Source organism: Pseudomonas sp. 58 R 12 (genome assembly GCF_900005865.1).
Lineage (GTDB): Bacteria > Pseudomonadota > Gammaproteobacteria > Pseudomonadales > Pseudomonadaceae > Aquipseudomonas > Aquipseudomonas tritici.
In genome coordinates this window covers 44,180-59,375 of the sequence record NZ_CVTP01000028.1, presented here as the reverse complement: position 1 = coordinate 59,375, position 15,196 = coordinate 44,180, and the positions used below count along the sequence as shown (strand labels likewise).

The 15,196-nt window shown below is 60.9% G+C and carries 12 protein-coding genes; 6 read left to right on the top strand and 6 right to left on the bottom strand.

The features are described from left to right. Positions 1–39: 39 nt before the first annotated feature. From BFP95_RS29845 to BFP95_RS24525, 3 genes are read left to right on the top strand one after another with little or no spacing between them, the layout of a single operon-like run. Positions 40–207: a hypothetical protein gene (locus tag BFP95_RS29845; RefSeq protein WP_175406705.1), complete on the top strand. Its 168-nt coding sequence runs from the start codon at positions 40–42 to the stop codon at positions 205–207. A gap of 52 nt (positions 208–259) precedes the next feature. Beyond that, entirely contained in the window at positions 260–2,425 is a 2,166-nt protein-coding gene (locus BFP95_RS24530; protein WP_065910842.1) for a mechanosensitive ion channel family protein, read from the top strand. Positions 2,426–2,442: 17 nt separating this feature from the next. After that, positions 2,443–3,780, top strand: a complete 1,338-nt coding sequence (locus BFP95_RS24525; protein WP_065873387.1) for an amidohydrolase — start codon at positions 2,443–2,445, stop codon at positions 3,778–3,780. Between the two features lie 144 nt (positions 3,781–3,924). On the opposite strand, the gene BFP95_RS24520 is transcribed toward BFP95_RS24525, so the two are convergent. From BFP95_RS24520 to BFP95_RS24500, 5 genes are all read right to left on the bottom strand, one after another. Then, entirely contained in the window at positions 3,925–4,146 is a 222-nt protein-coding gene (locus BFP95_RS24520) for an MbtH family protein (protein ID WP_065873388.1), read from the bottom strand. An 82-nt stretch (positions 4,147–4,228) separates the two neighbouring features. Beyond that, positions 4,229–5,623, bottom strand: a complete 1,395-nt coding sequence (locus tag BFP95_RS24515; protein ID WP_065880798.1) for an aspartate aminotransferase family protein — start codon at positions 5,621–5,623, stop codon at positions 4,229–4,231. A gap of 310 nt (positions 5,624–5,933) precedes the next feature. After that, entirely contained in the window at positions 5,934–6,701 is a 768-nt protein-coding gene (locus BFP95_RS24510) for an N-acetylmuramoyl-L-alanine amidase (RefSeq protein ID WP_065873390.1), read from the bottom strand. Between the two features lie 124 nt (positions 6,702–6,825). Continuing rightward, on the bottom strand, positions 6,826–8,148 hold the full coding sequence (locus BFP95_RS24505) for an ATP-binding protein (protein WP_065873391.1): 1,323 nt from the start codon (positions 8,146–8,148) through the stop codon (positions 6,826–6,828). Beyond that, positions 8,145–8,825 (bottom strand): response regulator, encoded by a 681-nt coding sequence (locus BFP95_RS24500; RefSeq protein WP_065873392.1) that lies wholly within the window; start codon positions 8,823–8,825, stop codon positions 8,145–8,147. The genes BFP95_RS24505 and BFP95_RS24500 overlap by 4 nt, the downstream gene beginning before the upstream one ends. 162 nt (positions 8,826–8,987) lie before the next feature. On the opposite strand from BFP95_RS24500, the gene dsbD reads away from it, so the two are divergent. Genes dsbD through dsbG form a run of 3 tightly spaced genes read left to right on the top strand, consistent with a single transcriptional unit; the run spans position 8,988 to position 12,298 of the window. Then, positions 8,988–10,715 (top strand): protein-disulfide reductase DsbD, encoded by a 1,728-nt coding sequence (dsbD, locus tag BFP95_RS24495; protein WP_065880797.1) that lies wholly within the window; start codon positions 8,988–8,990, stop codon positions 10,713–10,715. Beyond that, positions 10,716–11,561 carry a TlpA disulfide reductase family protein gene (locus BFP95_RS24490; RefSeq protein ID WP_065910841.1) on the top strand — a complete coding sequence of 282 codons (846 nt, stop codon included), beginning with the start codon at positions 10,716–10,718 and terminating at the stop codon, positions 11,559–11,561. After that, on the top strand, positions 11,537–12,298 hold the full coding sequence (dsbG, locus tag BFP95_RS24485; RefSeq protein WP_065873395.1) for a thiol:disulfide interchange protein DsbG: 762 nt from the start codon (positions 11,537–11,539) through the stop codon (positions 12,296–12,298). The genes BFP95_RS24490 and dsbG overlap by 25 nt, the downstream gene beginning before the upstream one ends. Before the next feature lie 55 nt (positions 12,299–12,353). Here the strand turns inward: dsbG and BFP95_RS24480 are convergent, their stop codons facing one another. Beyond that, positions 12,354–15,020, bottom strand: coding sequence for a hypothetical protein (locus BFP95_RS24480; protein WP_065880794.1), 2,667 nt, complete (start codon positions 15,018–15,020; stop codon positions 12,354–12,356). Between the last annotated feature and the right edge of the window lie 176 nt (positions 15,021–15,196).

Below are 15,196 nucleotides of genomic sequence, written 5' to 3'. Positions count from 1 at the left end.
GTATTCCCACTCCGACAAGGCCGTCGCACCATGATCTCCATGTCCTCTTTCCACGCCATGCTTATCCCGATTCTGATCGGCATGATCCTGTTGGCTGTAGGCTTCAACTTTCGTGACAAGCCCCTCGGCGTCTTCGGCATGTGGGTCGGCATGCTGCTGATCCTGGGCACCGTGGTGTACAAGATCCTCGCCAAACTGGCCGAATGACGATTGCACTCGTACACTCGCTCAACCCGTCGTTTTCAAGGTTGACCGCCTCGTGCTTTCCCGTCTGTTTGCCCTGCCCTGCTATTGCCTGATTGCCCTGCTCACCTTGCTGCCGCTCACGCCTGCCCAAGCCGTGGGCCTGCCCGGCCTATTGGGTAACAACAGCAAAACCCAGCCCCAGGCCGACGTGCCACTGGGGCAGTCGTTGGACGAGGTGATCAAGACCCTGGAAAACGACCAGCAGCGCACTCAGTTGCTGAGCGACCTGAAAAAGCTGCGCGCCGCCACGCAAAAAGCCCAGCCCGCCGCCGAGCAAGGCGTACTGGGGCTCATCGGCAGTACGCTGTCGGGCTTTGAGCAGCAGTTCTCCGGCGAAGACAGCCCGGTGGGGCGTTGGTCCAACGAAGTCGACCTGGCCAAAGAAGAACTCAGTGCGCTGATGCTGCCGGCCAACGAATGGCTGCCGATCATTTTCGGGTTTGCCCTTATCCTGGCGGTGTGGAGCCTGCTCGCCGCCGCGCTGATCTGGCTCAGCCACCGTGTCCGCGAACGCTTCGGCCTGCCCGAAGAATTGCCGCAACACCCACGCACCTGGGACATGGTGCGCTTCGCGCTGCGCAAGCTCGGCCCATGGCTGATCGCCCTGGTGATCACGGTCTACCTGAGCTATGCCCTGCCCTCGTCCCTGGGCAAATCCCTGGCGATGGTCTTGGCCTACGCGCTGGTGGTCGGTACCTGCTTCTCTGCCATCTGCGTGATTGCCTTTTCGGTGCTCGACGGCCCGCATCGCCATCGCGCGCTGTACATCCTGCGTCACCAAGCGTTCCGCCCCCTGTGGTGGATCGGCAGCTTTGCCGCCTTCGGTGAGGCCTTGAGCGACCCGCGCCTCGTCCTGGCTCTGGGCCAGCACCTGTCACACACTGCCGCGACGATCGCCAATGTCATGGCAGCACTGTCGACCGGTGTGTTTATCCTGCGTTTCCGCCGGCCCATCGCCCACCTGATCCGCAACCAGCCGCTGTCCCGTCGCCTGACCCGCAGGGCACTCAGCGACACCATCGAAATCATCGGCTCCTTCTGGTACATCCCGGCCTTGCTGCTGGTGGGCATCTCGCTGTTCGCCACCTTCGTGTCTGCCGGCGATACCAGCACGGCATTGCGCCAGTCGCTGCTGTGCACCGTTTTGTTGGTGTTGTGCATGGTGATCAATGGCCTTGTTCGCCGCCATGCGCTCAAGCCGCAACGCGGGCACAAACGCCATGCGTTGTACTCCGAGCGGCTGAAGAGCTTCGTCTATACCCTGGCGCATCTGGTGGTCTGGCTGGTGTTTATCGAACTGGGCCTGCGGGTCTGGGGCCTGTCGCTGATTCGCTTTACCGAAGGCGACGGGCATGAAATCAGCGTCAAGCTGTTCGGCCTCGGCGGCACGCTGCTGTTTGCCTGGCTGATCTGGATCCTCAGCGACACCGCGATCCACCACGCGCTCACCCGCTCGCGCAAAGGCCTGGCCAATGCCCGCGCGCAGACGATGATGCCGTTGATCCGCAACGTGCTGTTTGTGACCATCTTTATCATCGCTGCCATTGTTGCCCTGGCGAACATGGGCATGAACGTCACGCCGTTGCTGGCCGGTGCCGGTGTGATCGGCCTGGCCATTGGCTTTGGTGCGCAATCGCTGGTGGCAGACTTGATCACCGGCCTGTTCATCATCATCGAAGACTCCCTGGCCATCGATGACTATGTCGATGTCGGCGGCCACCTCGGTACGGTGGAAGGCCTGACCATCCGCACCGTGCGCCTGCGCGATATCGACGGCATTGTGCACACCATCCCGTTCAGCGAGATCAAGAGCATCAAGAACTACTCGCGGGAGTTCGGCTATGCGATCTTCCGCGTGGCGATCCCCTACAACATGGAAATCGACGACGCCATCAAGCTGATGCGCGACGTCGGCCAGAAAATGCGCAACGACCCACTGCAGCGCCGCAACATCTGGTCGCCGCTGGAGATTCAGGGCGTGGAGAGCTTCGAGTCAGGCAGTGCGATTCTACGTGCGCGCTTCAAGACGGCGCCGATCAAGCAGTGGGAAGTGTCGCGGGCGTTCAACCTGTCGCTCAAGCGTCATCTGGATGAAGCCGGGCTGGACCTGGCGACGCCGCGCTTGAGTGTGCAGGTGGTCACCGCCGGCACTTTGCAGGAGAAAGCGCTACAACAATAAACTCAGGAGAGGTCCTTATGCGTTTAACCGGTCTGACACACCCATGGGTTTTCGGCATGCTGTGCGGGGTCGCCAGCAGTGCCGTGATTGCCGCCAGCAGCGGCCAGGACAGTGCCCGGGAGGAAATCGCCGCGCAGGCAAAAATCCTTGAACCGGCGCTGCTGGAAACCCGTCGCGACATTCACGCCCACCCTGAATTGGGCAATACCGAAACCCGCACGGCCGAGCTGGTCGCCAAGCAGCTGCGCGACCTCGGCCTCGAGGTGAAAACCGGCGTAGCACGCACCGGCGTTGTTGCCGTGCTCAAAGGTGCCCTGCCCGGCCCGACCGTCGCCCTGCGCGCCGACATGGACGCGCTGCCCGTCAAGGAAGTCGCTGACCTGCCTTTCGCCTCAAAAGCCAAGGGCACCTACCTGGGCAAGGAAGTCGACGTGATGCACGCCTGTGGCCACGACGCCCACGTTGCCATTCTGCTGAGCACTGCAAAGATCCTGACCGGCATGCGTGAACGCCTGCCCGGTAACGTGGTGTTCTACTTCCAGCCGGCCGAGGAAGGCCCGAGTGATTTCATCCCCGACGGCAAAAACACCTGGGGCGCCAAAATGATGGTGCAGGAAGGCGTGATGAAGGCGCCCAAGCCGGACGCGGTGTTTGGCTTGCATGTATGGGCCGGTGTGCCCGCCGGCCGGATTGCGTATCGCCCGGGCCCGACCCTGGCAAGCTCCGATGACTTGCGCATCAAGATCCTCGGCAAGCAAACCCACGCCGGTCGCCCTTGGGATGGCATTGACCCGATTACCGTGGGCGCGCAGACCATTGTCGGCCTGCAAACCGTGGTCAGCCGCCGCACCGACATCTCGTCGTTTCCGTCGGTGGTGAGCATTGGCACCATCAATGGCGGTACGCGCTACAACATCATTCCTGAGTCGGTGGACATGGCCGGGACCATTCGCTCCTACGACTATGGCATCCGCCAGAAACTGCACGCAGACGTACGACAGACCGTGGAGAAAATCGCCGAAAGCGGCGGTGCCAAGGCTGAAGTTACCATCATCGAGAAGTACGACCCCACCATCAACAACCCGGCGCTGACCGAGAAGATGCTGCCAAGCCTGCGCTGGGCGGCCCAGGATGATGTGGTGCAGGGCCCGCTGGTGGGCGGCGCGGAAGACTTCTCGTTTTATGCCAAGGAGGCGCCGGGGCTGTTTGTGTTCCTGGGGGTGACGCCGCGGGATCAGGACATGAGCAAAGCTGCGCCGAATCACAATCCAGGGTTCTTTGTGGATGAGTCGGCGTTGGTGGTAGGGGTGAGGACGTTGGCGTCGTTGGCGACGGATTACCTGTACGCCAACTGACCGCTATTGTAGTGAGCGGGCTTGCCCCGCGCTGGGTGGCAAAGCCGCCCCAATCCGGCCACCGCGTTCTGCCAGACAGAATTCAGGCGCCTGGTTTTAGGGCGGCTTCGCCCCCCAGCGCGAGGCAAGCCCGCTCACTACAGATCAGGCGAGCGTGGCACCGTCCATTTTCTGACGCAGGCTCAGCGGGCGCATGTCGGTCCAGACTTCTTCGATGTAGGCCAGGCACTCTTTCTTCATGCCGCTCTTACCCACGGTCCGCCAGCCTTCCGGCACGGCTTTGTAGTCGGGCCAGATGGAGTACTGTTCTTCATGGTTGACCACTACCTGAAACAGGATGTCGTCGCGGTCAAATACTGAGGTCATTGCTGTTCTCCATCGCTAAAAGGCCGGCTGCGCACTGCACGCAGCACTGATATCTGTAGAAACGTATCAAGTTGCAAAAAAATTAGAGGCTGGCGACCGCCGCTGCCAACGCGCGACCGAAGATATCCACCACCCGATCAACTTCCGCGGCAGTGATCACCAGCGGCGGCAGGAAACGCACGACGCTGCCATGTCGACCGCCCAGTTCCAGGATCAGCCCGCGCTTGAGGCATTCGCGCTGCACCAGCGGCGCCAGTTGGCGATGGACGGGTGGGTGGCCTTGGATATCCAGTGCGCCATCCGGCTCAACCAGTTCCACGCCGAGCATCAGCCCGCGACCGCGAATATCCCCCAGGTGCGGAAAGTCTCGCTGCAGGATGCGCAGGTGTTCGCCCAGGCGCTCGCCCATGGCGGCCGCATGGCCGGCCACGTCGTGGTCCTTGAGATAGCGCATCACCGCCGAACCCGCCGCCATCGCCATCTGATTGCCACGGAACGTCCCGGCATGCGCGCCCGGCAGCCAGGTGTCGAGCCAGTCGCGATAGACCACCACCGCCAGCGGCAGGCTGCCGCCGATGGCCTTGGACATCACCACCACATCCGGGATGATGCCGGCGTGCTCGAAGGCGAACATCTTGCCGGTGCGAGCAAAACCGCTCTGGATTTCATCGACGATCAACGCCACACCCGCTTGCTCGGTGATGCGGCGCAGGCCGCGCAGCCAGTCCAGATCAGCCGGAATCACACCGCCCTCGCCTTGCACCACCTCGACAATCACCGCCGCCGGCAGCAACACACCAGCTTCTGGGTCATTCAGCAGGTTTTCCAGGTAATGCAGGTTGACCCGCACGCCTTGCGCGCCACCCAGGCCGAACGGGCAACGGTAGTCGTAGGGGTACGGCAAAAATTGCACGCCGTTGCCCAGCAAGGCGCCCAAAGGTTTCTTCGGCCCCAGGCTGCCCATCAGGCTCAAGGCGCCCTGGCTCATGCCGTGGTAACCGCCCTGGAAGGACAACACGGTGCTACGACCGGTGGCGGTGCGCACCAGTTTCAACGCGGCTTCCACGGCATCGGTGCCGGTGGGGCCACAGAACTGGATCTTCGCTTCCCGCGCCAGCGCTGGTGGCAACAGGCCGAACAAGTCCTGCACGAACTGGTCTTTGACCGGCGTCGTCAGGTCCAGCGTGTGCAGCGGCAGTTCATCGGCCAGCACTTGCTGGATAGCTTCGATCACCACCGGGTGGTTGTGCCCCAGCGCCAGGGTGCCGGCGCCCGCCAGGCAATCGATGAAACTGCGGCCTTCCACGTCTTCCACGTAAATGCCCTTGGCGCGTTTGAGCGCCAGGGGAATGCGGCGTGGGTAGCTGCGGGCGTTGGACTCCTGCTGGCGCTGGCGGGCGAGCAGCGGGGTTTCGTCGAACTGGTAGAGCGTTTCATACACCTGGGCGTCTTCGATACGGCTGGTAGCGACTGACATTTCTCGATCCCTCAATACGCTGATGGTGGTGACCAAACTGCCGATCCGCTGGCGTCTGGCCCCGAGGGAGCGTGCGAACGGATTTACTGTTCTGGAAACGCACCAGCGCCGACGGGATTTACTCCTCCGGTCGCGAAAAGCCTATAGACCGCAGCTCGGGCACCCGTATCTACACATTTCTCACTGCTACGCGGGTGGCTCGCTTTGGAGGTGTCGATACCTATGCTGTGATGCGGTCAACTCGGCGTATCAGGAAAATCCGGTCGATGCCATCGCAGGCAAGCCAGCTCCCACAGAAGAGCAGCCAGTATCAGAGCCCGCGGTATTTTTCATTCAGCGCATACAAAATCGCGCAGGTCTCGCCATCCAGAAACCCACAATAATCCCGCGCCCTGAAGTGCATCTGAAACGCTCGCGTGCGCTGTTGAAACCCCTGCCGGTTCTTTGCAGGTGCGTACCCGAACCGCTGAAACGCCCGCTCCACCTCGGCTTCCGGTGGCAACCCGACACAAAAGCGTCGCTGATACATCGCCCGCGTCGCCTCATCAAACCAGGCCCCCAGCCCCGCTTCATGCAAGCGCTGCCAAGGCAGCCTGGGGCCAGGATCACTCTTGCGCGCGTATGCCACGTCCGAATGCCCGAGGATGTCCGTGGGCCCAACCTGTGGGTAACGCCCGAGAATGTCGCGCACTAGCGCAATCAACACCTCAATTTGTTCCTCACCGTACTCAGGGAACGTGAACACGCCGCCGACATCCCGCGCCAGGTTGACGATCTCGATGCCAATCGAGCGGCTATTGAGGTTATCGCGCCCTGCCCAATGGCTGACCCCGGCATGCCAGGCGCGCTTGTCTTCCTCCACCAAGCGGAAGACACGCAACTCTTCATAGCCAGCCGCGCGGTAGCTGGGATCTTTTGGGTCGGGCAGCAAGTAGTGCGCACTCACCCCGTCCTGGGTGAGGGTGCGCAGGGAGGAGCCAAAAGGCGCCGCGGTGTAATGCAGGATGACCTGCCCCACAGGCTCGCCGTTACGTTCGTTGAAGCCTGTAGCAGGAAAACTGGTATCGATGACCAACATAAGAACCGTCCTTTTCAATACAGGCAGAGTCGTTCAGCCCGTTCAAGCGCAAAAAAATTACCGCCATCCTGAAGGCTTGAACTTCAGGAAGGCGGTAACTATTTGGCACGTGAAAGAAAAGTGATCAGCGCCGCAGCGGCATGCCCAGGTCGACGCGCAGGCCATCCGGTTGACTGTCGAATTTCAAGGAACAGGAACACCGCTGCACAATGGCTTGCACGATCGCCAGCCCCAGGCCGCAGCCTTCGCTGCTGCCATTACGCCAGAAGCGTTGGGTCAGGTATTGCAGGTCATCGGCGGAAATCTGCGTGCCGTGGTCACGCACGCGGAACACCACGTTGTCGGTGTCGGTGAATACACTGAGTTCCACCCGCGTATCCGCAGGCGTATGACGCAAGGCGTTGTCCAGCAAATTGCGCAGGGCTGCGACTGCCAGGCCCACAGGCATTTCCACCGGGGTGGCCGAAAGGTTGTCCGGCAGGATCAGGTCAATGCGCGAATTGTCGCCGGCATTCGCATCCTGGATCGCCAGGCGCGCCACTTCTTCGGCGCTGGACTGCAGCCCATCGTCGAATGACAGGCTGCCTTCCACGCGGGCCAGCAACAGCAACTGCTCCAGGGTGCGATGCAAACGGTCGGCGCCCGCCTCGGCATGGGCCAGGGACTGATCGCGGGCCGCGCCGTCGGTCATGCGCGCCACTTGCAGGTGGGTCTTGATCGCCGTCAAGGGGCTGCGCAGTTCGTGGGCGGCGTCGCCAGTGAGGCGGCGTTCGCGCTCGATGGTCTTGGCGATACGCTGCAACAGTTGATTCTGAGTGTCGAGCAGCGGTTTGAGTTCGCTGGGCAATGGGTGGATCTGCAGCGGTTCGAGAGAGTCGGCGCTGCGCCGCATCAAGGCGTCACGCATGCGGTTGAGCGGCAGCAGGCTCTGGCCGATGCCCAGCCACAACAAGCACAGGCAGCCGAGCATCGCCACACCCACCGGCACCGACGCGGCCAGCAGGATCGACAGGTTCAGCGCCTCGCGTTCCACTTGGCGGTCGGCGGTGGTGATCAACAGGTCGCCACGGGACAGGGTAAAACTGCGCCAGTTGACGCCATCGATCACCTGGTCACGAAAACCACTCTGGCGCGATTCCAGCCCTTCATCCGGCGTGGCGTGGCTACGCGCCAGTACTTCACCGCGCAAGGAGCTGACCTGGCACGCCATGCCCCCCGGAACATTCAGTTGTGCCCCATGGAAATGCGCGCCGCCGCCCACACTGGCGAGGCCCGGCATCTGCTCGGTCAGCCCCGCCACCATGCGCGCCGACGCCACCAGGCGTTGGTCGAGGGAGAACATCATCTGGTTGCGCAGGTCACTGAGCATCCAGGCCGCCGCCAGGGCCCAGATCAGCACAAAAGCGGCGCCCAGCTTGAACGTCAATCGCAGGCGCAGGCTTTTCACGACGCGTCCTCGCCCCCGTCGGCCGAGCCCAGGCGATAGCCGAGGCCGCGCACGGTCTCGACAATGCCATTGCCCAATTTTCGCCGCAGGTGGTGGATATGCACGTTGAGCGCGTTGCTTTCCAGCTCATCGTTGAAGCCGTAGACGCTGTCCTTGAGTTGCTCGCTGGAAAGCACACGGCCTTTGTTATGCAGCAGGGCTTGCAACAGCGCCTGTTCGCGGCGTGACAGGTCCACTGGCTGGCCGCCCAGGAAAGTTTCGCGGCTGCTCGGATCGTAGGCCAGGCGACCGTGCTCAATCAGGTTGACGCTGCGCCCCGCCATCCGCCGCAGCAGAGTTTGCAGGCGCGCGGCAAGTTCGCGCAGGTCGAAGGGCTTGAGCAGGTAGTCGTCGGCGCCGGCTTGGAGGCCGTCGACGCGGTTGGTCACCGAGTCCCGTGCGGTCAGGATCAGTACCGGGATTTCCAGGCCCTGGCTGCGTAGTTGTTGCAGCAGCTTGAGGCCATCTTCGTCCGGCAGGCCGAGGTCGAGCACCATGATGTCGAATGTCGCCGCCTTGAGCATGGCGCGCGCCGCGCCGGCCGAGGCCACGCGCTCGACGGTAAAACCCTGGGCGGTAAGGCCGGCCACGATGCCGCTGGCGATCAGTTCGTCGTCTTCACAGACCAGTACGTGCATGGTGAACCCTTCATGAAAGATGGGGGTGATTAGAAGTGCAGCGGATTAAGCGCAGATTATGCCGCTAAATGGTCCACACTCCCTCTAGAATAGCCTCGGTTAATCATCGGTTAATCAACGCCACACATTGTGTGCCTACTTGCATCGAACTAAGGCTTGACCATGCGGCATCTGTTTACCTTTCTGCTGGTGTTGTTCGCAGGGTTTGCCCAGGCCGCGCCTGGTAACCCGTTTGAGACCAAACCCGATTTCCTTCCGGTGGGCAAAGCCTTCACCTTTACCTCCGAACGTCTTGAAAGTGGCGAGACCCAGCTGTATTGGCAGATTGCCGACGGTTATTACCTGTACAAGCAGCGCATGAAGTTCGATGGCTTGGCTGAAAAGCCCACGCTGCCGCAAGGCGAGGCCCATAGCGATGAATTCTTCGGTGACCAAGAGGTGTATCGCCAAGGCCTGGAAGTGAAGATCCCGGCCGGCGCAACCGGCCAGATCAAGCTCGGCTGGCAGGGCTGTGCCGATGCGGGCCTGTGTTATCCGCCGCAGTCGATCACCGTGGACCTTGGCGGCAACCCGGCCGTCGCAGCGACCGCCGAAGCTCAGGACCAAAGCCTGGCCAGTGGCCTGCAACAACGCAGCCTGGGTTGGAGCCTGTTGCTGTTCTTCGGCCTAGGCCTGTTGCTGGCGTTTGCCCCCTGTTCGCTGCCGATGCTGCCGATCCTCGCCGGTCTGGTCGTCGGCAGTGGCGCCAGCCCACGTCGCGGTTTTGCCTTGGCCAGCAGCTATGTGGTGTGCATGGCGCTGGTGTATGCCGCACTGGGCGTGTTGGCCGCGCTGCTCGGCAGCAATCTAGCCGCGCTGCTGCAAACCCCGTGGATCCTCGGCAGCTTCGCCGCCTTGTTCGTGATCCTTGCCCTGCCGATGTTCGGCTTCTTTGAACTGCAACTGCCCGCCTTCCTGCGCGACCGCCTGGACAACGTCAGCCGCCAGCAAAGCGGTGGCAGCCTGGTCGGCGCCGGGGTTCTCGGCGCACTGTCCGGCCTGCTGGTGGGCCCGTGCATGACCGCGCCGCTGGCCGGCGCCTTGCTCTACATCGCCCAGAGCGGCAATGCGCTGCACGGTGGCCTGATCCTGTTCGCCATGGGCATCGGCATCGGCATCCCACTGTTGCTGCTGGTCACCGTGGGTAATCGCTTCCTGCCCAAGCCAGGCACCTGGATGAACGTGCTCAAGGGTGTCTTCGGCTTCCTGTTCCTCGGCACCGCCGTGCTGATGCTGCGCCCGGTGGTTGGCGAAAGCCTGTGGATCGGCCTGTGGGGCGTACTCGCGCTGGTGATGGCCTACTGCGGCTGGACGCTGGCCCGCGAATACGGCCTCGCGGCCAAGGTGTTTGGCGCCGGTTCCCTGGTGCTGGGCCTGTGGGGCGCCGTGCTGATGGTCGGCGCAGCCGGTGGCAGCGATGACCTGTGGCAACCGCTGAAAGTCTACAGCGGCTCGCGGACCGTCGCTGCACCGACCGCCCACGACGCGTTCATGACCATCAACGATCCCGCCGTGCTGCAAAGCCAACTCGACAGCGCCAAGGCTCAGGGCCAATGGGTGCTGGTGGACTACTACGCCGACTGGTGCGTGTCGTGCAAGATCATGGAAAAACAGGTCTTCGGCAAACCCGAGGTCATGGACGCCCTGAAGGACGTGCGCCTGCTGCGCCTGGACGTTACCGCCGACAACGCCGCCAGCCGCGCGCTGCTCGGCCGCTACAAAGTCCCTGGCCCACCGAGCTTCGTGTGGATCGGCCCGGACGGTGAAGAGCGCCGCGCCCAACGCATCACCGGCGAAGTCGATGCCGTCACCTTCCTGCAACGCTGGACGCACACCCGGGACGCCCTCTGAATGCTGACCCTGACCATCGGCACCTTCGCCATCGCCCTGAATCACTTGCTGCTGATTACCGCGCTGATTCTCGCCACTCTGGTGGGCTGGCGCGTGGCCAAGCGTGGCGGTGAAAACCCGGAATCGGTGCTGTTCAGCCTGTTCCTGCTGGCGATGCTGGTAGCTCGCGTCAGCTTTGTACTGATGTACTGGAGTGATTACCGCCACGACCCGTTGCAGATGGTCGACCTGCGCGACGGCGGTTTCCTCGCCTGGCCCGGCGTGATCGCTCTGGTCGTCGGCGCCCTGGCCTACGGCTGGCGTCGTCCGGCCCTGCGCAAGCCCCTGAGTGCCGGGGTGATCACCGGCCTGGTGTTCTGGGGCATGACCAGTTTATCCCTGAGCCTCTACGACAAAGGCTCGCAACTGCCGGACATCACCCTGCGCAATGCCAACGGCGACGTGGTGCAACTGGCCGACTACAAGGGCGGCCCGCTGGTGATCAACCTGTGGGCCACCTGGTGCCCGCCGTGCCGTCGCGAAATGCCGGTATTGGAACGCGCCCAACACCAACGCCCCGACGTAACCTTCCTGTTCGTCAACCAGGCAGAAAGCATGCAAAGCGTCAGCACCTTCCTCGCGACTCAGGGCCTGACCCTCGACAACGTGCTGTTCGACGCCAGCGGCCGCCTCGGCCAGGCCGTGGGCTCGATGGCCTTGCCAACCACCTTGTTCTACAGAGCCGATGGACGCCTGATCAACAGCCACTTGGGCGAACTGTCGCAAGCCAGCCTGGCCCGCGCCATGGAACCCTTCGAAACCGCTCCAATAAGGAAACCGACATGCCCCGCCTCCGCCACCTGCTGACCCTGCTGCCGCTGACGCTCGCCGCCACCTTGGCCCAGGCCGAAGACTGGCCGGCGCCGATCAAACAGATCGAGGCCAAGGGCGCGAAGATCCTCGGCAAATTCGACGCCCCCAGCGGCCTCACCGGCTACGCCGCGCAGTACCAGAACCGCGGCATGGCCCTGTACCTGACCGCCGACGGCAAAAACGTGATCGCCGGCAACCTGTACGACGCCCAGGGCAACGACCTCAGCACCGCGCCCCTGGAAAAACTGGTGTACGCACCGATGGCCAAGGAAGTCTGGGCCAAGATGCAAAAAAGCAGCTGGATCCAGGACGGCGACGTCAACGCGCCGCGCACCGTCTACCTGTTCAGCGACCCCAACTGCCCGTACTGCAACATGTTCTGGGAACAGGCACGCCCGTGGGTAAAAGCCGGAAAGGTGCAATTGCGCCACATCATGGTCGGCATCATCCGCGAAGACAGCCCAGGCAAATCCGCCGCGCTGCTCGCCGCCAAGGACCCGCAAAAAGCTCTGGAAGAACATGAAGCCGCCGGTAAAGGCAGCAAGTTGCAGGCACTGGACAAGATTCCGGCGGATATCGAGGCCAAGCTTGATGCCAATATGAAGTTGATGGAGGAGCTGGAATTGTCGGCGACGCCGGCGATTTTCTATCTGGATGACAAGGGCGGGCTACAGCAACAGCAAGGGGCGCCTTCGCCGGAGAAGTTGGGGAAGATTATGGGGCCCAAGTGAGAAAAATGCTCCTGCAACAGGCAGGAGCATTTTTCACGGTAAAACGACTTTTCGACTATCCGCTCACTCGAATATCAGTGATCGCATAGTCATTGCCGGAAGCGCCTGACGACTCATGGCTGCGTATCTCCAGTTGCATCGTTGGTGCATTCGCAACAAACGTGCCCCTCAGCAGTGTCCATGCCATGTTGTAAAAGGTCGTGACCGGCGTAACAGCACCTGCGCTGGCCCACAGAGACAACCTTGGCAATGGAGCGGCGCCGTTGTAGGTGCAGGCGAGAATGCTGAAATCATACGTCGCACCGACTACTAGCCCCGTGAAGACTTTATACAGGACGTTGCCCACGCCAGCAGTACTCGCGGTGCCATTTGCCACGCAGGTCTTGCCAAAAAACGAGGCATACCTCATCTCGCCAAGGGCTGCTGGTCCGGGAATCCATCCGTTCCAGTTATTGCCGGCAAACGATGTGAAATCATCCAGCGGCGAAAGCACCTGCAGCACCCGCTGAGGGCACACCACATTCGCAGTCGAACTGCCGTTTGTAGCTACGCTGTAAGTTAAGGTCAGGTTGCTTTCGTCCTTCAACTTGTCCAGCTCGGATCGTAGTACAGGACTCGCCACCCCAGCGGTCTCCTCTGCCACCTTAATCGCTCTGGCCGCGTACACATTGAACGAGTAAGGATTACCGTTTTTATTCGTCCCGGCTGCCTGCAGCCAGCACTTCTGCCCTGCCCGCAAGAACCACATAGCCTTCATGTGTGAATTGGCATTCCCAGCAAATGTTCTCAGGTCCAGAGAGGCATTCTGAGTCTCGGGCGGCGTAGCCTCCGGCACGTTCGGCGTTTCCAGGCGCACTGGCAGACTGATATTCAAGTGCAAAGGCGGTGAAGTCTGCACCTTGCAGGCGGTGGTGACAGTAAACGTGATCTCCACCACTTTACCCAAGCTCTCGATCACGGCCTCCGACGGCAGCAACCAGATCACCGCGCCCGTCGTGCTACCAGGTTGGGAGGTCACCAACCAGCAAGAACCGTTCGGTCTCTCCCAGCAGATAATGATGGAGTGCTTGGGATTGCTGCCGGTGTACTTCACTTCAACATGTACGCCGTTGCGCCCATTGTATGCGGTCAATTGGTCAGCCACCGCCTCCCTCACTGACGGCTCGATCAGTGCCAAAGGCTCCTGCTCGATTTTGAAAGTCTGAACAGGAAATTCGTGGGCATCCTCCAGCTCACACTTGCCACAGAAACTCGCCGCAAAGTGCAGCTCAAATTCGCTGCAGTCTGCCAGCTTTTGCAGCTCGACCCTTGGTATCGAGGCAGCGACTCCATTAGTTTTTCTGGCATCCTTAACAGGGGCATCCACCAAAATATCAATGCGGATAGCACTGCCGTCTTCACGCTCACCCGTGATCCACATCCAGCGACATTCCGAGCACTCGGCATAATCCCATTCAGCCACAAAAGCTGTCGCTTCCTCCGTAAATGTGCCGAGGTCCAGGATATGACCCGTTGCATCTTCAATCCCTGGATGAGTGAATTGGGGCAACAATACGTTGACCACCTGCTCAGGTGATTGCTGTGCTTCACCGCTACTGGCGAATTGAACGGTATAAGTCAGCGTCATCGACATGCTGAAAAAACAAGCAATATCACAGGCAGAAAGCTCGATGGTTGCCGGATCCCCGTCATTTTTAATTGTCACGCAGCCGAGTGGCTTTTTTTCGTGACCGGGCCCGCCCACATAAAAACAGATCTGGTCGCCTGCATAGGTTTCCAAGTCGGGGACGTCTACATTTCCGCGATCTTTGGTGAGCGCAGAGTTAAGGCACCACTCATTGTTGTAAAACGTCGACTGTCGTAGATGAGGGGCCGGCATATTTCCCATGCGAGGATCGACAATCAGGGCACTGGTAGGGCGAGGACGACCTTCAAGTGCGTTTTCCGGGAGACGCGTCTCATGGATAGGATCGACACTAGCCGGAGGGCGTGGGTGGCGACCATCGCAAATCCATCCCCAATGAATCGTCAACGCCCCCCAGGGTCGACGACGTCCCATCCAACTGCGTTTCAAAGAAAGTCTGAACTCATGACCCGGCACCGCTTCATCAGCAGTCACAACGCGAGAAAAAGCCACTGTCTTGAATGCAAAGGGCGTGCTGTCCTGATCACCCGCTACGTTCACGAATAGTTGATCGCGTGCTTTAACGAGAGGATGGGCATACGCCACGATCGTTTCATCCCCGGTAAACGTATACATGTCCAAGGTATCCGTGTTGTGAACAGACTTGGAGTGGACAAACCGGGGCACATAACCTTCAAGGTCTATTTCATCGTAAAAACGTACTTCCACCTCTGCTACCCGAGACTCTGCGGCCTTCCCTCCCACCTTCCCTCTATACTTGAACAACAGCGTGTGACCCATACCCGATGTAAGGATGTTCAGGGGGATTGGGATTTTCCGGGCGCCACCAATACCACTTCTATCCACAATCTCTTCGAATACGGGTCCGCCGCCATCCTCAACCCAAATTGTGACGACAATATCCGAGCCATCCATGTCCGGATCCGTGGTCAGGTGCGGGTCATCTTTCGCATCGAGCGGATATATGCTTCCGCCTTCCCCTTTGTAAACCACTGGGGCTAAAACCTCGATAGCCTTGGGTTTGCGCGTATTAACCGGTTTTAAAGAAGCATTAGGCGCCGTTATTTTTTTAGCCATGGTCAGAACTCCGTGTTCCAAGGGTTGTAACCCAAAGCCAGTCTAAGGCCGAGGTCTCCTATTAGTGAGCACTTTTAACGCTTCTTCGCCTACTGTCAAAATTAACAGTTTTGACGAATTTCCCTTGCTCTCCGATCAATGACCATCCCACAACGCCATAACTTCATTATTGTGCT